This window comes from Dongia sp., assembly GCF_041910485.1.
In the GTDB taxonomy this organism is placed as follows: Bacteria; Pseudomonadota; Alphaproteobacteria; order Dongiales; family Dongiaceae; genus Dongia.
The window spans coordinates 41,134-59,062 of sequence record NZ_JAYRQR010000038.1; the positions used below are offsets into that span (position 1 = coordinate 41,134).

The following is a 17,929-nucleotide window of genomic DNA, read 5'->3' on the forward strand; positions in this document are numbered from 1 at the left end:
TCCCATGAGCAAGACCGTTCTCGTAGCCGACGACGACCGCGCCATTCGCATGGTCTTGAGTCAAGCCCTTGCCGAGCGCGGCCATCAAGTCAAAACCGCAGCCAATGCGGCTACCCTGTGGCAATGGGTCAAGGGTGGGGAAGGCGATGTCATCATCACCGACGTGATGATGCCGGATGGCGACGGCCTTGACTTGGTGCCGCGGATCAAGGCCGAACGGCCGGATATTCCGATCATTGTGATGAGCGCACAGAACACCATTCTGACTGCCATCAAAGCGACGGAGAGAGGCGCATTCGAATATCTGCCGAAGCCATTCGACCTCGGCGCCCTGACTGCTGCCGTCGACCGTGCTTTGACGCGACCGCGCAATGAAGGCGCCAGCACGGCGCCAACAGCCGTTAAGGAAGACAAGCTGCCGATCATCGGTCGCTCGGCGGCGATGCAGGAAATCTATCGTGTCGTCGCGCGGTTGGTCGGCACTGACATGACGGCGTTGATCCACGGGGAATCCGGCACCGGCAAGGAGCTTGTCGCGCGTGCCCTGCATGATTTCGGGCGCCGGCGCGAACGCCCCTTCGTGGCAGTCAACATGGCTGCCATTCCGAGGGAACTCATCGAAAGCGAACTGTTCGGCCATGAGAAGGGGGCCTTTACCGGCGCCATTCAGCGCGGTATCGGCAAGTTCGAGGCGGCGTCGGGTGGGACGTTGTTTCTGGATGAAATCGGCGACATGCCGCTGGAGGCGCAGACACGGCTTTTACGCGTACTGCAATCCGGTGAATTCACACCTGTTGGCGGCCGGACGCCAATCAAGGCCGATGTACGTATCGTGGCGGCAACGCACCGCGATCTCCGCCAGCTCATTCTGCAAGGTCGTTTCCGAGAAGATCTCTATTACCGTCTGAATGTGGTGCCCATCACGCTGCCGCCACTGCGTGAACGGGTTGAGGATATTCCGGATCTGGCGCGTCATTTCCTGGAGCAGATTGCTCTGGAGGGGTTGCCGCTGAAGACCCTGGATCTCGATGCTCAGAATGCGTTGAAGCGCCATCGCTGGCCCGGCAACGTGCGTGAGCTTGAGAATCTGATGCGCCGCATTGCTGTTCTCTATAGCGAACCGACGATCGACGGACGTATCGTCGCCGAGCAGTTGAAGGCGCAGGAGCAGGCTTCGAATGTCGGCGCCCGTGCCAACGACGAAACATTGGGACAATCGGTTGAGCGGCATCTGCGCGCCTATTTCGATGCCCATGAAGGGGCTTTGCCCGCACGGGGGCTCTATGATCGAATTCTCCATGAAATCGAACGTCCGCTACTGTCCATTTCGATGGAGGCAACCCGTGGCAATCAAATTCGTGCGGCAGACCTTCTCGGCCTTAACAGAAATACGTTACGCAAGAAGCTGAAAGAGTTGGAACTCCAGCCCATGCGGGGGAGTCGCTAATCTTGTCTTCGCCCGAGCAAGGGTCCGGGGCGACAGCTGACAGCGCGGTGCATCGTGGGGCGCTGACACGCTGGCTATTGGACATTGGCTTTGAGCGGTTGCTGGCGATTTCGTTGATGATGGTGGGCGCCATCCTCGGCTTGCTCACCTATTTCGCTCTCACGGACGTTTGGGACACCGAAGAACCGGTCAGAACCATCACTTGGCTGCTGACCGGCGACTTGGTCGTTGCTCTGGCGCTTGCCACAATTATCGCCCGGCGCGCAGTACTGCTCTGGATCGGACGGCGCAAAGGCTTGGCCGGCGCGAAATTGCATGCGCGCATGGTGGTGATGTTCGCGCTCATCGCTGTTCTGCCTGCGATCGTCGTTTCAATCTTTTCCGTGGTGTTCCTTAACTATGGTCTCAATTCCTGGTTTTCCGACCGGATTAAGGATGCGGTCGAAAGCTCGCTCAATGTGGCGCATTCCTATCTCCTCGAATCCCAGCAGCGCATTGGCGACGATACGTCCGCCATTGCGTCGGAACTGCAATTCAATGGTCTGGCTGATATCGGCAACGCTCCTTACTTTCAGGCTATTTTGGATAGACAGCTAAATCTTCGTGGTCTTAGCGAAGGGATCGTGATCGATCGTCGTTTGAAGGTCGTCGCGCGGTCGAGCTTCAGTCTGACGATGGAATTCAGCCTGAATATTCCGGATGACGCCTTCGAAAAGGCGGATGCCGGTCAGACCGCTATCATGTTGATGCCGACCGGCGACCGCGTGCGAGCGCTGGTGCTGCTCGATCCATTGGCAGGCTTCTACCTCTATACGGGCCGCCTGATTGACGATCGGGTGCTGACGGCCGTGCGCGGGAACGAAGACGCGGTGCGTCTCTATCGGTATCTGGAACGCGATCGCTCGACGTTGCAGATAACAATCGGTCTCATCTATGCCGTGCTCGCCCTTCTTATGCTGCTGGGGGCAGTATGGTACGCCATTGTTTCGGCGAGCAAACTTGTCAAACCTTTGTCTCGATTGGCTAGTGCGGCGCAAAAGGTCGGTGACGGCGACCTGTCGGCGCGGGTCAAGGTCGGTGCGCGCAATGACGAAATCGCGGTCCTAAGCCGGACATTCAACGTCATGGTGTCGCAGTTGCAGAGCCAGCAGGCAGCCCTTATCGCTGCAAACCGCGATCTCAACGACCGGTCGAGGCTCACCGGTCTCATCCTCTCCGGCGTCTCGGCAGGGGTTATCGGCGTCACCGAGACGGGCATCGTCGATTTTGCCAACCGCTCGGCAGCGCTGCTTTTGGGGCAGGAGCTGGATCAGGGTATCGGCCGGCCGATTGAGCAACTGGTTCCCGAAATGGCCGAATTGCTGGCGCAGGCCCAGTCCCGTGCCACTGGTACGGCCGATGGGCAAATCTCGCTCAGCCGAAATGGTTCAACCAGCACGTTTCACGTCCGCGTCGTTTCCGAGCGGAGCGAAGGCGACCATATGCGTTTCGTCATTACTTTCGACGACGTGACCGAGTTGTTGTCGGCACAGCGGAAAGCCGCCTGGTCAGACATTGCAAGACGCATCGCCCACGAAATCAAGAATCCGCTGACCCCGATCCAGCTTTCCGCGGAGCGGCTCAAGCGTCGCTACCTGAAGCAGATTTCCGAAGACCCAGATACGTTTACAGTCTGTACCGACACGATCATTCGGCAGGTTGGCGATATCGGTCGCATGGTCGACGAATTCTCCGCCTTCGCGCGGATGCCGGCACCGGTCCTTAATACCGAAAGTCCCGTGGCGCTTGCCAAGGAGCTCCTGTTTCTTCAACAAAGCGCGCACCCGGCCATCAGCTATACGCTGGATATTCCCGAGGTACCTGTCACGATTCAATGCGACTCGAGTCAGTTCAACCGCGCCTTGACCAACCTGTTGCAGAATGCCGCAGATGCCATCGAAGGAAGGCTTGATGAGGGGCGGTCCCGGCAGAGCGAAGAACTCTTGACGCCGGGGCATATCCATTTATGGATAAGGCGCGAGGACGAAGCGCTTCTTCTCAGCGTGGCCGACAATGGCAAGGGCCTGCCGAAGGAAGGTCGCGAGCGACTCACTGAACCTTATGTGACGACCCGCAGCAAGGGTACCGGTCTCGGGCTGGCGATCGTCAAGAAGATCATGGAAGACCACGGGGGGCGGCTGTCGATGACGGACCGACCTGGTGGCGGAGCGATCGTAACCTTGACCTTTCCACTCGATGCCGCGCGTCAATCAGGTGACCCAACGCCGTCCGGCACGGCGCCGGGACTTCAGATTGCCAGCCGGTGAGCAAGCGTGAATAGAATGGGACAGTGACGTATGGCGCGCGACATTCTGATCGTCGATGACGAAGCGGACATTCGCCTGCTGATCAGTGGCATTCTCGGCGATGAGGGCTTTCAGACCCGCGAGGCAGCAGACAGCGATGCGGCACTTGCCCAGTTGCGGAACCGTCGACCCAACCTGATCATCCTTGATATTTGGCTGAACAACTCGACCCTCGACGGCATGGGTCTGCTTGAGGTGCTGAAGGTCGAGTTTCCCGATATCCCGGTCATCATGATCAGTGGCCACGGCAATATCGAGACGGCGGTCACGGCCATCAAGAACGGTGCTTATGATTTCATCGAAAAGCCATTCAAATCCGATCGCCTGCTTCTGACGATTGAGCGAGCCTTGGAAGCTGCGCGTCTCCGGCGCGAAGTCGAGGAACTGAAACACCGCGCAGGTGGCGAAGGTGAGCTGATCGGGTCGTCCCAGGCGATATTGCAACTGCGCATGGCCATTGAACGCGTCGCCCCGACCGGCAGTCGGGTACTGTTTTCCGGCCCGCCAGGCAGCGGCAAGGAGGTCGCGGCCCGCTTGCTCCATCGCCGCTCGAAACGCGCCAGCGGCCCCTTTGTAGTGCTCAACTGTGCCACGATGCACCCGGACCGGTTGGAGAGCGAGCTTTTCGGCGTTGAGCGGGATGGGGAGGGCGGATCGGTCAAAATCGGCTTTCTCGAACAGGCGCATGGTGGGACGCTGCTGCTCGATGAAGTGGCGGATATGCCGCTGGAGACGCAGGGCAAGATCTTGCGCGTTCTGCAGGAGCAGACCTTTGAACGCGTCGGCGGCAAGACACGCGTCGAGGTCGACGTTCGTGTCATCGCCTCGACTGCCCGTGATTTGCAGGCTGAAATGAATGCCGGCCGTTTTCGCCAGGATCTGTTCTATCGCCTGAATGTCGTGCCAATGCGTCTGCCTCCGCTGAAAGAACGCCGCGACGACATCGGTGATCTGCTGGAATTCTTCATGGCGCGCGCTTCCGAACAGACCGGATTGCCAGCGCGGCGCCTCGCCGAAGACGCCGTTGCCGTTCTGCAGGCCTATGAATGGCCGGGCAATGTCCGCCAGCTGCGAAATGTCATCGATTGGTTGCTCATCATGAGCGGTGGGGCTGCTGATGAGCCGATCCGGGCCGATATGTTACCGCCGGATATCGGTTCGGTTTCAATCGCGCCAAGCTCCCTCGGTGAGGGCACAGAAGTCATGTCGCTGCCCCTGCGTGAGGCGCGGGAGATCTTCGAACGTCGCTATTTGGAAAGTCAGGTGGCGCGGTTCGGTGGCAATATCTCGCGAACGGCGCATTTCGTTGGCATGGAGCGCTCGGCGCTGCATCGCAAGCTGCGCTCTCTCGGAATCAACACGAATGAAAGGCCCGACGGACTTAAGCCGGAAGGGGCCTGATCGACCGCAATTGGGGGATTTCTGAAAAATGGGCCGGTTAGCCTATGTGAACGGCCGTTATGTGCCGCATGCCCAGGCGATGGTGCATGTCGAGGATCGGGGCTATCAATTCGCCGACGGTGTCTATGAGGTCGTGCCGGTCATTGACGGCGTGCTCATCGATGAGGAGCCGCATCTCGATCGTCTCGGTTATTCCCTGGGCGAATTGCGCATCGCCTGGCCCGTCAGCCGCAATGTTCTGAAGCTCATCCTGCGGGAGTTGGTGCGGCGTAACGGTCTGCGTCGCGGGATCGTCTATTTCCAGGTGACGCGGGGTGTTGCACCGCGCGACCACAAATTCCCGGCCAAGGTAAAAAGCGCCCTGGTGGTGACGACCAAGCGTATGAATCCACCAAGCGAAGCGATGCTGCGGGATGGCGTTGCCGTTTCCAGCCAGCCCGATATCCGGTGGACCCGCCGCGATATCAAATCCTTGTCGCTGCTGCCGAACATCCTGGCCAAGCAGGCGGCGACCGAGGCGAAGGCGTTCGAGGCCTGGCTGGTCGGGCCGGACGGGACGGTCACCGAGGGCTCGTCCACCAATGCCTGGATCGTCAAGAACGGTGCGGTGATCACCTATCCGAAAAGCCACGACATTCTGGGCGGGATCACACGCCTGTCGTTGCTGGAGCTGGTACAGAAAACCGGCGTCACCTTGGTCGAGCGCGGGTTTACCCTCAAGGAAGCGCTGGAGGCTGACGAGGCCTTCCTGACTTCGTCCTCGGCCTTCCTGCTGCCGGTCACCAGCATCGACGGGCAGAACATCGGCAACGGGAAGCCGGGTCCGATTTCGGAGAAGCTGCGGGCCATCTATCTGGAGAATGTCGCGCGCCAGATCGGAGCCGCGAAATGACCGCTCGACCGGTTGCGCTCCTTTTCGATTGGGACAATACGCTGGTCGATTCATGGGCGGTCATCCATGCCGCCATGAATGAGACGCTGGAGGCGATGGGGCATCCGCGTTGGTCGCGTACCGAGGCCGAGACCCGCATCCGCGCCAGCTTGCGGGATTCTTTCCCCGGGCTCTTCGGTGAGCGCTGGAAGGAGGCGGAGAAGGTCTTCTACGGTGCTTTCGAGAAGCTGCACCTTCTCGAACTGAAACCGCTGCCGGGGGCCGGCGATCTCGTCGCCTGGGCGGCGGCGGCCGGTTTCTATATGGGCGTCGTCAGCAACAAGCGCGGACCGTATCTGCGCAAAGAGGCGGCGCATCTGGGTTGGGACAAGTATTTCGCGGCCCTCGCCGGTGCCGGCGATTCAGCCCGGGACAAACCCGCCCGCGAGCACGTGCAACTGGCCCTGGATCCAGGCGGATTGCAGCCAGGGCGCCATGTCTGGTTCATCGGCGACACCGATATCGATTTGATCTGCGGCCATACAAACGGCTGCATACCGGTTCTTGTTCGGCCCCAGCCGCCACTGGCCGGGGAGTTCGGTGAAGCGGCGCCACAGCACTATTTTCCTGGGCTTGCGGACCTGAAAGCCACCTTGGCTGCGCTCTGAGAGTGATTCTCGCGCAATTTCTGTCGACAGAGATTTCATTCTGTCAAGTTCTGTGTTAACCAATTGGACTGGTCAGGGTCATGGGCCGGGCGATGTTGCCCGGACATCGGCAGGCAACCAACAATGAAACGGCTCGAAACGGGCCCAACGAGAAAAGGATAGGACGATGGCAAACGAAAAATCACAAAGCGTCCAGGACGTCTTCCTCAACAATATCCGCAAGAACAAGATCCCGGTCACGATCTTCCTGGTCAATGGCGTCAAGCTCCAGGGCATCGTCACATGGTTCGACAATTTCTCAGTGCTGCTGCGCCGCGACTCTCATGTGCAGCTGGTCTACAAGCACGCGATCTCGACCATCATGCCGGGTACCCCCATCCAGCTGTTCGAGCCCCAGAAAGAGGGCGACGAGGCTTGATCGGGCGAAAGCCGCGAAAGTTGGAATTTGACTGCAACAATTGATCAGACCGGCGGCGCACACACCGACGTCGACGGAATCCGCCACGGCGACCGCGCCTTGGTCATTCATCCGGCCTTCAAGACCGGCCCCCGTGCGCAATATAGCGGCGGCCGGTCGCCGGAAACGCGTCTCGAAGAAGCCTGCGGTCTCGCCCGCGCCATCGACCTCAATGTCGTGGCGGCGGAGGTCGTACGCGTCGGCGATCCCAAGCCCAACACCTTGCTCGGCATGGGCAATGTCGAGCGCCTGAAGGCTATCGTCGATGCGGAAGAGGTAGGCCTCATCGTTTTTGATGCTGCCCTGACACCGGTCCAGCAGCGCAATCTCGAAACCGAGTGGAAGGTGAAGGTCATCGACCGCACGGGCCTCATCCTTGAAATCTTCGGCGAACGCGCCCGCACGCGGGAAGGCCAGATGCAGGTCGAACTCGCGGCGCTTTCTTACCAGCGCTCACGCCTGGTGCGGTCATGGACCCACCTTGAGCGCCAGCGCGGCGGCTTCGGCTTCATCGGTGGTCCTGGCGAAAGCCAGATCGAAATGGACCGTCGCTTGATCGACGAGCGCATCGTCAGGATCAAGAAGGATCTGGAGGATGTGAAGCGGACCCGCGCCCTCCATCGCCAAGCGAGAAAGCGCGTCCCGTACCCGGTCGTGGCCCTTGTCGGCTATACTAACGCAGGCAAGTCGACGCTCTTCAACCGTCTGACGCGCGCGACCGTGATGGCAGCCGATCTTCTTTTCGCAACACTCGATCCCACCATGCGGCGCGTCCATCTGCCGTCTGGGCGGGAGATCATTCTGTCCGACACGGTGGGTTTCATCTCGGACCTGCCGACGGAGCTCGTTGCGGCCTTTCGCGCAACACTCGAAGAAGTGCTGGAGGCGGACATCATCCTTCACGTGCGCGACGTGGCGCATCCCGAGACGGATGGGCAAAAGGCGGATGTCGAGGCGGTGCTGGCCGGTTTGGGCATCAGCCACGAAGTCAGCGACACGATGTTCGAAGTGCTCAACAAGACCGACCTGCTGGACGAACCGGCCCGCGAAACCTTGTCGGCCCAGGCTGCGCGCGATCCGCGGCTGAAGCCGATTTCGGCGATCACCGGTGCTGGCCTTGACGAACTCCTTGCCGCCGTCGACCAGCGCCTGTCGGCTCAACGGCAAGTGGCCGAATATCGCTTGCGGCACGAAGACGGCGCCGCGATGGCGTGGCTCTATGCGCATGGCGAAGTCATGGAACGCACCGATGGCGAGACGTGTACCGAAATGACGGTCCGCCTGGCGCCGGAGGATATCCAGCGTTTCGAGCGGCAATTCAGTGGATCAGTAAAGCAAGAAGGAGAGCGTCGATGAGCGCAGTGCCGGTTCCGACGCGTCAGGAAGTCGTCAATGTCCTCGAGGCGGTGCTGGATGGAACCAGCAGCCGCCTGGCCGCGGCCGAGTGGGCTGCCGAGGTCCAGGAGAATATCGAAAGCGAAGACCCGGAAGCTGTGGACCCGGACATGTGGCACCTGCTGCGCCTCACCGCGTCGCTCGACGTGCAATCGGGTGAAGCCTATCTGCACAGTGACAACGATATCCGCGAATGGATCGAGGGCCGCAAGTGAGCGCATCGTTGCCGCATGTAGATCCGGTCAAAGTCGCCGATCTCATCCGTGAGGTGGCGTCGGTCGAGATTTTACCGCGTTTCCGCAATCTGAAAGAGGGCGACACGCGACAGAAATCGCCGGGCGACTTCGTGACCATCGCCGATGAGTCGGCCGAAATCGCACTGACGCCACTGTTGCTCGATCTGCTGCCGGGTTCGGTTGTGGTGGGCGAGGAAGCAACCGCCAAGGACCCGGCGGTGATGCAGGCATTGGCTGGTGCGGCACCCGTCTGGGTCGTCGACCCGATCGACGGCACCGGCAATTTCGCGGCCGGCCGCGAGGGCTTTGTCTCCATGCTGGCACTCATCCAGGCGGACGATATCCTTGCCAGCTGGATTTATCATCCGGTAACCGGCGAGATGACCATTGCTGAAAAGGGCGGCGGCGTCACCATCGATGACCGCCGGATTGTACCCTTCGCACCGACCGAGACGCCCAAGGGTATTCTGGCTTATGGCGTGCGCGGTGCCCCTGGCATTGCAGCCCAGGTCGACAAGCGGCGCGACCGCCTCCACCAGGTGAAGAGCGCGCGCGCGGCCGGCATCGACTATGTGCGAATGGCCAAGGGCGAGATCGATTTCACTTTCTTCAGCGGCATCATGCCCTGGGATCACGCGCCCGGTGCCATGATCATCCGCGAACTCGGTGGGCATATCGCCTATATCAAGGGCGATGAAACCTATCGCCCGAGCCAGGCACTGGCCGCCGCCGGCATTCTCTCCGCCACCAGCCATGCCACATGGCGCAACGTTCACGAAACGCTGTTCGGCGACGCATAAAAGAAGATTCGGGAGACAGTTAGATGAAAGTCACTTTTCTCGGCCTCGGTGTGATGGGTTTTCCCATGGCGGGTCATTTGAAGCGCAATGGGCATGACGTCACGGTCTACAACCGGTCGAGCGCCAAAGCGGCGAAATGGGTGGAAACGCATGGTGGCACTTCTGCGCCAACCCCAGCAGCCGCTGCCAATGGTGCAGAGATTGTCTTTGCCTGCATCGGCAACGATGACGATCTGCGTTCAATTGTCTTCGGCGATGACGGTGCCTTCGCCGGTATGAGCATGGGGGCACTCTTCGTCGATCATACGACGGCATCGGCCGAGGTGGCGCGCGAGATTGACGCTGCTGCCCGCGAGGCTGGGCTCGGGTTTCTCGACGCACCCGTTTCCGGTGGCCAGGCCGGTGCGGAAAACGGCAAGCTCACCGTCATGGTCGGCGGTGCGCAAAAGGATTTTGACCGCGCCCGTCCGGTGATCGACTCATATGCGCGTGCGTGCGAGCTGATGGGACCGGCGGGTTCCGGGCAACTCGCCAAGATGGTCAATCAGATCTGCATCGCAGGTCTCGTCCAGGCGCTTGCCGAAGGTATGCATTTCGCTCAGAAGGCGGGGCTCGACGGCAACAAGCTGCTCGATGTTATTTCCAAGGGCGCCGCGCAATCGTGGCAGATGGAAAACCGCGGCCGCACCATGCTCGAAGGCAAATTTGATTTCGGCTTCGCTGTCGATTGGATGCGCAAGGATCTCGGCATCTGCCTCAACGAGGCGAAGCGCAATGGCGCCCAATTGCCCGTGACAGCATTGGTTGATCAATTCTATGCCCGCGTCCAGAAGCGCGGCGGCGGCCGGTGGGATACGTCGTCACTGATGCAACCGCTTGCCGAACCTTAAGCGGCAGGAAACGACATGGAACAGGATACGGGCCCCGAATTTCTCGCTGAACTGCTAGAGCAGGAAAAGCGTCTGGTCTTCACTGAGTTCGGCAATGAAACGGCCCTGGCGCTCGGCCTGTTGATGGTCGAGATGGCGCGGGAGAAATCCCTGCCCGTGGTCATCGACATCACACGCTCTGGCCAGCAGCTCTTTCATGTCGCCATGCCGGGCTCTTCGGCCGACAATGATGAATGGATCAAGCGGAAGATCGCAACCGTCATGCGCTTCGGCCACTCCTCCTACTATATGGGCCGGTCTTGTCTGGCAAAGGGCGTTGTCTTCACTGAACGCTACTATCTCGACCCGATGCGCTATGCCCCACAGGGTGGCGGCTTTCCGATCATCATCGTTGGCACCGGCCATGTCGGTACTGTGACTGTCTCCGGCTTGCCGCAGGCCGAGGATCATGCGCTCGTGGTCGCCGCCTTGTCGAAATTCCTGGAAGGCCGTCGCTAGACGCTCAAGACGTCGCGCGGTGCAGCACGGTCTGCCCGCCATCCAGCTGCGCGATCAGTTCGGACTGGCTGCGTGGGGCAGGGAGCGCCGGGTCGATGAGACCACGGTCCCGCAAGTGCCGCGCCATCTCCCACACGATCGGTCGACGCAGATGCAGCGTCTCTATCATCGCGTCATCGGCGAAGATGATGTCCGGTGCGCCGGTTGCGACGACATGCCGGTCGCCGAAAAGGGCAATGCGGCTTGCCCAGGCATAGGCAAGATCGACGTCGTGGGTGGTAAGGACGATCGTGGTGCCGGCGGCAGCGATACGTTCCAGTGCCGACATCAGATGCGTAACGCCCAGCGGGTCCAGCCCGGCACTTGGTTCATCGAGCAGCAGGATGCGCGGTCGCATCGCGACGATACCGGCCAGCACGACGCGCTTGCGTTGACCGAAGCTCAGCATATGCGTCGGTCGATCGGCCAAGTCGGCCAGATCCATCGTCGCCAGGGCTTCGTCGACGCGGGTCCTGGCTTCTGTTTCGCCGAGGCCGAGATTGAGCGGGCCGAACGAGACATCCTCAAAAACCGTGGCCGCAAAGAGCTGGTCGTCTGGGTCTTGGAGGACGAGGCCCACCGCCTGCCGCCAAGCCTTCAGCGTCGCCTTGTCGTGGCGCATTTCTGTTCCATGCAGCCGAACTGTCCCTTTGTCCGGGCGCAGCGTGCCGTTCAGGACCTGCAGCAGCGTGCTTTTGCCGGCGCCATTGGGGCCAAGGATCGCCAATTTCTCCCCGGCCTCGATCGCAAGGCTCGCATTGCGCAGTGCGCTGATGCCGCCAGGATAGGTGTAATCGATGTTGCTGGCGCCGAGCATCAGACGAGAACCCGCCCCAGCGTCCAAATGCCCATCAGCACGACCCCGTAGGTGAGGCAGCGAGCGGGAGAGACCGGCGCGGTCGGGGTGAGGAACCTCAATTCACCGTCGAAGCCGCGCGCAGACAGGCCGATTTCCAGGCGCCGGGCCCGGGCCAGGCTGCGCGGCAACAGAGCCGCGAGCAATTGACCCATGGAACGCAGTGACCGGCGATAGCCGATGAAACCGAGCCGGTTGGTTTGTGCCGCAATACCAGTCTCGAGGCTGTGCAAGGTGATCCAGATGAACTGCCACATGGCGAGGGCAATATCACCGATATCGCGGCCGATTGCCGAGCGTCTCAGCAGCCGGATGATATCGTTGAGCGGTGTCGAGAAGGCGAGGGCAAGAAGAACGAACACGCAGGAGATGCTGCGCAAGGCGACCAGAATGGCTGGCAGGAATGTGGCCTCCGTCCAAGAGAGGTAAGGGAAGGGGGCTGCTGGATTTAAGCTCGTCGCCTGGGCAGCGGTCGATACCAGGATGAAGCCCATCGGCACGCTGGCGGCCCGCACCAGGTCGATGCTGCGCACGCCGATGACCGGCAGAATGACACTGATCGCGCTCAACAGAATGACCGACAAGGCGGCATGACTGTCGGTGCTGAGGGCGACAATCATCGCCCCCAGCGCCAATGCCAGCTTCTCGACAGCAGGAATGCGACGGAACCGGTTGGTCTGTGCGTACCGGTCAATGAGATACATTGTGCCGGCCAACCTCGCCTTTGGCTTCGCTGAGACCGCGCTTGCGGCCGAAATAGTAGCCGAGCAGCCCGGCGCCGATGGCGGCCTGCAAGGCAAAGAGCAGGCTTTCAATTTCACCGCTCGGCGGTTCCCAGATGGGCTGCGCCCAGGCCGTGTAGCCAGGAGCGATCTCACCGATCGCTGTTTCCGCCTGTCCGTCGGAACCGGAGAATGTCGCGCTGGTGCCGTGCATTGCCAGCGGCAGGATGGCCAGGGCAATGACGGCCGCGATGAGGAGAAGATTGCGCTTCAACATCAGGCGACCCTCCGACCAAGCGAGCCGAGCAGCTTCAACTCGCTGCTGGAGTACTTGCCGAGCAAATTCATGACGACGACGGTGAGCAGGCCCTCGCTGATGGCCAGCGGCACTTGCGTGATCGCGAAAATGCCCAGGAACTTCTCTGCTGACCGCAGGACGCCGCCAGCCGGGTCTGGAAAGGCGAGGGCGAGCTGGAACGCGGTCGTGACATACGTCGAGAGATCGCCGAGCGCAGCCGCGAAGAAGACGGCAATGGCTGGACTGGCCCCTGCCGATTTCAGGCTGCGAAACAGCCAATAGGCGACCATTGGCCCGACGATGCCCATCGAGAAGATGTTGGCACCCAGGGTCGTCAGGCCACCATGCGCCAATAGCAACGCCTGGAAGAGGAGAACGATGGCACCGAGGATTGCTGTGACGCTCGGCCCGAACAGGGATGCGGCCAGGCCCGTCCCGGTCGGGTGCGAGCAGCTCCCCGTGACCGAGGGCAGTTTCAGCGCCGACAGGATGAAGACATAAGCGCCGGATGCGGCGAGCAGAAGCTTGATTTCCGGGTGCGTGCGGACCACGCGTCGGATCTTGATGGCACCCGCTGCCAGGAACGGGGCCGAAGCAACCCCCCAGGCGATGCAATGCGTCGCCGGCAGAAAACCTTCCATAATGTGCATGAATCCCTCCGATTCAAATCGACAGAACACGCGTCGATGCTGTTCGAATGGAGGCCGGCCACCGAATTCCGGTGGACAATTTCCATTGGGGCACCCCGCCCGCGGAAACAGACACTGACACGGCCGAAGGCAGGTTTCCTGGCTCGCGGGTTGCTGCGATTGGCCCACCTTCCCGGTTTCCCAGTGGTGCTGGCTCTGAAGAAGAGCCGGGCTTCGCTATCCGCTTACAGTTGCGGGGGCAGTCACGGCATTGGCCCCTTTTGGGTCGTCCGCACCGTGTTCCCTATTATTCCCCTGGACTCCATCCGTCGGGGAACCGTCGGCGGGCGAAATATAGCGTCTGAGCGGGCGGCGTCAATTCGTCTGGAGGGGCTTTGGGGTGCGCCCGATTGTCGTTGCGGTTGGCGGTGTGGCTGGCCTAAACGGGGGAGGCAAGTGGGAGCAGGGGGCTATGGGGCGCAATCTCACCACGATCGGTTTCGATGCCGACGATACGCTGTGGCAGAACGAGCAGTTCTTCCGCCTGACCGAGCAACGCTTTGCTGCCCTTTTGGCCGACCATGCAAGCCCAGAGGCCATCTCCAGCCACCTGCTGGAGGTTGAGCGGCGCAACCTTCAATTCTATGGCTACGGCATAAAGGGCTTTACCCTGTCGATGGTCGAAACGGCCCTGACCCTCACCGGCGGCAAGGTGCCAACGACGGCCATTGCCGAAATCCTCGCGGCGGGCCGCGAGATGCTCACCCATCCCGTCGAGACGTTGCCCTATGTCAGGGACACGCTGGAGCGCCTTTCCGGCGACTATCGGCTGGTTCTCATCACCAAGGGGGATCTGTTCGACCAGGAGCGCAAGCTTGCTCAATCTGGGCTTGGGGACTTCTTCAACGGCGTCGAGATTGTCTCTGAAAAGACCGCGGCGACCTATGCGCAGGCCTTTGCTCGCCACGGCCACGGGGCGGAGCGGGCGATGATGGTGGGCAATTCGCTGAAGTCGGATGTGGTTCCAGCCATCGCGGCCGGCAGCTGGGGCGTCCATGTCCCCCATGCCCTGACCTGGGCACTGGAGCATCACGAGGCACCGACGGTTTCGCCGCGGTTCCGCGTGGTGAATGATCTCAGTCAGCTTCATGCTTTGCTTATGGAAATTGAGGAAATATGAAGGCATTACATGAAGTATGTTAAAGAACATATTGATAAATATATGACAATAGAAATCAATATATTGGTTTTTTATTCGCTTGACGAATGCATGCGTCATGCATATAAATGACTCATGACGAGCCATGTTGAGGATGCCACCGATGAACAAGGCCGATTCCCGTACTGCCAACTTGCTGGGTGCCCTGTCATTGATGATGACGGACGCCATGAGCAAGGAACTGGGTGCCCTAACTGATATCTGCGACAGCGATTGGGCGGCGCTCATCGTCATCGAGCAGAATCCAGGCATCACGGTCGACCGGCTCGCGCGGATCGTCCGGCTGTCCCAGCCTGGCGCCGTCCGGATGATCAACCGCTTGGTGGAAGAGGGGCGGGTCGAGCGTCAGCAGGGTGCCGATCGCCGGGCCCGGCCTTTGGCCCTGACCGCCGAGGGCCAACGCATGGTGCGTGCCATGTTGTTGGGCCGGGAAAAAGTCCTGCGCGAACCGCTCGACGCGCTGTCGGCCGACGAACGGGCCACGTTCACAGGTCTCGTTGAAAAGATGCTGCACAGTCTTGCAACCGACGAGGCGACGGCGGACACGGCCTGCCGCCTTTGCGACGACAATTCCTGCCCGCAGGAGAGCTGCCCGCTGACACCGGGCTGTACCAGAGCGGCCTAAGTCCGCCCAAACACCGCATTTCCTTTCAGGCGTTTTAGCGCAGAGGAGAATCTGCCATGGGTCATCTTGCCTTCGCCGCAGCCGTTGAATCGATTGTCAGTACCTTCATTCAACGTCGATCCTGCGAAACACACTCTGATCTAGGTCCACATTCATCCGATGAGACATTGATCTCACGCATTGGGTCTCTGTTCAGGTTTTCAGCGCGAACGATTGGTGGGCGTTCGATCCGATCGCTGGCAAGCCGCAGTAAGTGCTGATTAATACTCGTCTGGCTAGGCTCTCTGGAAATGGTCGGCTCGTTTTGAGCCAGCCATCCGGAGGGCAAAGGCGTGATCAGGGGTATCCACCATCTCCCGAAGCTTTTCTTTCGGTCGGGCATTCCGGCAATCCTCTTCACCGTCGTCATTCTGGTGGCGGTCTGGATATCGTTGATCGCGCTGGTACTGAGTCAGAAATCCGCCGTTGACTCGGAAGCAAGCCAAGAACTCGGCAATGCGACCAATGCGATGCGAGCCCACACATCGACCGTGTATCGGGAAGCCAAAAGGCTGTTGCGCCTGGCGGATGAATGGCTATCTGAACTGCCTGAGGGCTCGACCACCGCGGATCTGACACATTTGAATGAGCTGCTGGCCGCGATCCAATTGCCAGGCGATCACTCGCTTACTCTTGGCCTGGTCGACGCGACTAGTCGCGGCCTTTGGAGATTCCCGCAATCTGCCGCTCCTGCGGCCATGTTTATGGGCGACCGTGATTTTGTAAGCAATCTCATGAACCAGCCGCCTGGGCAATTCTATCTCGGTGAGCCGGTGGTTGGGCGCATCAGCGGAAAGAAAGTCCTCCCGATTGCGCTGAGTGCGTCTCCCAACAATCTCGGTGTTCGAGTTATATCGACATCGGTTGTTGAAGAGGATCTTCGCAGTTTGATGGATCAACTCACCGATCTGGCTCCGGCGACACTCGGCCTTGTCCGTAGCGATGGGCTGTTGCTTTTCGTGTGGCCGGAAAACGAGGCCATCAAGGGAAAGGTCGTTCCTGGTTTTTCCGATGTGCTGGCCCGTGGAGCATTGGCGGCCCAGACCGATTATTCGCTTCCAGCATTTGATGGAGAGGGTGATCTGCGGGTGCGGTTTGCACGATTGGGCGAAGAGCCGCTCATTGTCTTTGCCGGCATGAAAGAAGTTGATCTTGCGGCCGAGGCAAGACGACAGAGTATCGTGCCGATTGTCATCGCCTTGCTGGCGACTCTTGTCATTGCGCTGCTCGGTCTGTGGCTCATCCGATTGATGCAGAAACGGGCGGATGAAGCGGCAAGGCTGGAATTGGCCTTGGCCAAAGCCGAATCGGCCAATGAGTCGAAAAGTCATTTCCTGGCCAATATGAGTCACGAGCTGCGCACGCCGCTCAATGCAATCATCGGTTTCTCCGACGTCCTCAGGGGCGAGATATTTGGTCCACTGGGATCCAAGAACTACCGCGACTACGCAAAGGACATCGGGGATGCTGGTAGACATCTCCTTGGTATCATCAGTCAGATCCTTGAGACGGCAAAACTTGAATCTGATTCTCAGGTGGACATCAGTGCGGCCACTGACGTTGCCGAAAATGTGCAGTCCTGCGTTCGGCTGCTCGGTGAAAAAGCCACAGCGCGAAACATCACGCTTTCACCTTGCCTGACCGTCGACTTGCCGCCCGTCAGGATGGACGCTATCCATTTCCGCCAAGTCATTCTCAACTTGGTCGGCAACGCGATTAAATTCTCTCATTCCGGGGGACAGATAGACATCGACGCACGTGTTCATTTGTCCGGTCTCATGCACATTTCGGTTCGCGACTATGGAATAGGGATTAGGTCCGTCGATATGGCCGAGCTGTTCAAGCCGTTTTCGCAGGTGGAAAAGAGCCTCAGCCGGCAGCATGGTGGCGTGGGGTTGGGCTTGGTCAACACGCGCCGCATCGTCGAGGCTTATGGTGGTCAGGTTTGGTTGGAAAGCGCGCACGGCGAAGGCACCGTGGCCATCTTTACCGTGCCGGTCGATCAGGGTTGAGGCGCGCCTCGCTCCTCGTTCTTGACCAGAACCCAGGCTGCCTCCATTCGCTCCAATCCGGCCGAAGCAGGGTCTGACCCGGCTTCCTTGAGGATCGCCTCCACCCGCCGGAAGCGGCGCTCGAACTTGGCATTGGCGCGTCGCAGGGCGCCTTCGGGTTCGACCTTGAGGTGCCGGGCGAGGTTGGTGACGGCAAAGAGCAGGTCGCCCACCTCTTCGTCGATCTTGGCTGGGTCGGCTTGGGCCGCGAGCTCGGCGCGGATCTCGGCCAGCTCCTCTTCGACCTTTTCGGTGACCTCGTCCGCATTGCGCCAGTCGAAGCCGACCCGGGCGGCCCGCTTCTGCAGCTTCTCGGCCCGGGCGAGCGCGGGGAGGGCTGCTATAACCCCGTCGAGAGCCGACGGCTCCCGGCCGGTCGCGGCGGCAAGTTTCGCGCGCTCGGCGGCCTTGTGGCTCTCCCAGGCGACGGTCTGGGCAGCGGC

At 60.5% G+C, this 17,929-nt stretch carries 19 protein-coding genes and 1 riboswitch; of the genes, 14 read left to right on the plus strand and 5 right to left on the minus strand.

All coding sequences use genetic code 11. The features are described from left to right. Positions 1–4: 4 nt before the first annotated feature. The 11 genes from ntrC (at position 5) to ACE3PP_RS12575 (ending at position 11,008) form a co-directional block, all read left to right on the plus strand. On the plus strand, positions 5–1,447 hold the full coding sequence (ntrC, locus tag ACE3PP_RS12525) for a nitrogen regulation protein NR(I) (RefSeq protein WP_374382749.1): 1,443 nt from the start codon (positions 5–7) through the stop codon (positions 1,445–1,447). Positions 1,448–1,563: 116 nt separating this feature from the next. Beyond that, positions 1,564–3,753 (plus strand): ATP-binding protein, encoded by a 2,190-nt coding sequence (locus tag ACE3PP_RS12530; RefSeq protein ID WP_374382751.1) that lies wholly within the window; start codon positions 1,564–1,566, stop codon positions 3,751–3,753. A gap of 30 nt (positions 3,754–3,783) precedes the next feature. Then, on the plus strand, positions 3,784–5,193 hold the full coding sequence (locus ACE3PP_RS12535; RefSeq protein WP_374382753.1) for a sigma-54-dependent transcriptional regulator: 1,410 nt from the start codon (positions 3,784–3,786) through the stop codon (positions 5,191–5,193). Positions 5,194–5,221: 28 nt separating this feature from the next. After that, a complete protein-coding gene (locus tag ACE3PP_RS12540; RefSeq protein ID WP_374382754.1) occupies positions 5,222–6,085 on the plus strand; it encodes a D-amino-acid transaminase in 864 nt (287 codons plus the stop codon). Further along, positions 6,082–6,732 carry an HAD family hydrolase gene (locus ACE3PP_RS12545; RefSeq protein WP_374382756.1) on the plus strand — a complete coding sequence of 217 codons (651 nt, stop codon included), beginning with the start codon at positions 6,082–6,084 and terminating at the stop codon, positions 6,730–6,732. The genes ACE3PP_RS12540 and ACE3PP_RS12545 overlap by 4 nt, the downstream gene beginning before the upstream one ends. Before the next feature lie 166 nt (positions 6,733–6,898). Further along, a complete protein-coding gene (hfq, locus tag ACE3PP_RS12550) occupies positions 6,899–7,150 on the plus strand; it encodes an RNA chaperone Hfq (RefSeq protein WP_320502709.1) in 252 nt (83 codons plus the stop codon). 99 nt (positions 7,151–7,249) lie between these two features. Next, on the plus strand, positions 7,250–8,545 hold the full coding sequence (gene hflX, locus ACE3PP_RS12555; protein ID WP_374382786.1) for a GTPase HflX: 1,296 nt from the start codon (positions 7,250–7,252) through the stop codon (positions 8,543–8,545). Further along, positions 8,542–8,799 carry a hypothetical protein gene (locus tag ACE3PP_RS12560; protein WP_374382758.1) on the plus strand — a complete coding sequence of 86 codons (258 nt, stop codon included), beginning with the start codon at positions 8,542–8,544 and terminating at the stop codon, positions 8,797–8,799. The genes hflX and ACE3PP_RS12560 overlap by 4 nt, the downstream gene beginning before the upstream one ends. Then, positions 8,796–9,620, plus strand: a complete 825-nt coding sequence (locus ACE3PP_RS12565; protein ID WP_374382760.1) for an inositol monophosphatase — start codon at positions 8,796–8,798, stop codon at positions 9,618–9,620. Before ACE3PP_RS12560 ends, ACE3PP_RS12565 begins: the two co-directional genes overlap by 4 nt. Before the next feature lie 23 nt (positions 9,621–9,643). After that, complete coding sequence (locus tag ACE3PP_RS12570; RefSeq protein ID WP_374382762.1) at positions 9,644–10,510, plus strand: NAD(P)-dependent oxidoreductase; 867 nt, start codon at positions 9,644–9,646, stop codon at positions 10,508–10,510. 15 nt (positions 10,511–10,525) lie between these two features. Further along, entirely contained in the window at positions 10,526–11,008 is a 483-nt protein-coding gene (locus ACE3PP_RS12575; protein ID WP_374382764.1) for a heme-degrading domain-containing protein, read from the plus strand. A gap of 4 nt (positions 11,009–11,012) precedes the next feature. Here ACE3PP_RS12575 and ACE3PP_RS12580 read toward each other — a convergent pair whose 3' ends face one another. Genes ACE3PP_RS12580 through ACE3PP_RS12595 form a run of 4 tightly spaced genes read right to left on the minus strand, consistent with a single transcriptional unit; the run spans position 11,013 to position 13,573 of the window. Beyond that, complete coding sequence (locus tag ACE3PP_RS12580; RefSeq protein ID WP_374382766.1) at positions 11,013–11,864, minus strand: energy-coupling factor ABC transporter ATP-binding protein; 852 nt, start codon at positions 11,862–11,864, stop codon at positions 11,013–11,015. Then, positions 11,864–12,607, minus strand: a complete 744-nt coding sequence (locus ACE3PP_RS12585; RefSeq protein WP_374382768.1) for an energy-coupling factor transporter transmembrane protein EcfT — start codon at positions 12,605–12,607, stop codon at positions 11,864–11,866. Before ACE3PP_RS12585 ends, ACE3PP_RS12580 begins: the two co-directional genes overlap by 1 nt. Then, entirely contained in the window at positions 12,594–12,902 is a 309-nt protein-coding gene (locus ACE3PP_RS12590; RefSeq protein ID WP_374382770.1) for an energy-coupling factor ABC transporter substrate-binding protein, read from the minus strand. The genes ACE3PP_RS12585 and ACE3PP_RS12590 overlap by 14 nt, the downstream gene beginning before the upstream one ends. Further along, positions 12,902–13,573: an energy-coupling factor ABC transporter permease gene (locus ACE3PP_RS12595; RefSeq protein WP_374382772.1), complete on the minus strand. Its 672-nt coding sequence runs from the start codon at positions 13,571–13,573 to the stop codon at positions 12,902–12,904. The genes ACE3PP_RS12590 and ACE3PP_RS12595 overlap by 1 nt, the downstream gene beginning before the upstream one ends. Before the next feature lie 110 nt (positions 13,574–13,683). Further along, positions 13,684–13,909, minus strand: a riboswitch (cobalamin riboswitch). Positions 13,910–14,024: 115 nt separating this feature from the next. Here ACE3PP_RS12595 and ACE3PP_RS12600 point away from each other — a divergent pair. From ACE3PP_RS12600 to ACE3PP_RS12610, 3 genes are all read left to right on the plus strand, one after another. Next, positions 14,025–14,732 carry an HAD family hydrolase gene (locus ACE3PP_RS12600; protein ID WP_374382774.1) on the plus strand — a complete coding sequence of 236 codons (708 nt, stop codon included), beginning with the start codon at positions 14,025–14,027 and terminating at the stop codon, positions 14,730–14,732. A gap of 142 nt (positions 14,733–14,874) precedes the next feature. Next, positions 14,875–15,396 (plus strand): MarR family winged helix-turn-helix transcriptional regulator, encoded by a 522-nt coding sequence (locus ACE3PP_RS12605; protein ID WP_374382776.1) that lies wholly within the window; start codon positions 14,875–14,877, stop codon positions 15,394–15,396. Positions 15,397–15,728: 332 nt separating this feature from the next. Next, positions 15,729–17,447, plus strand: a complete 1,719-nt coding sequence (locus tag ACE3PP_RS12610; protein ID WP_374382778.1) for an ATP-binding protein — start codon at positions 15,729–15,731, stop codon at positions 17,445–17,447. Here ACE3PP_RS12610 and ACE3PP_RS12615 read toward each other — a convergent pair. After that, positions 17,438–17,929: MazG nucleotide pyrophosphohydrolase domain-containing protein (locus tag ACE3PP_RS12615; protein WP_374382780.1), on the minus strand; the 492-nt coding region annotated here is incomplete at its 5' end. The genes ACE3PP_RS12610 and ACE3PP_RS12615 overlap by 10 nt on opposite strands.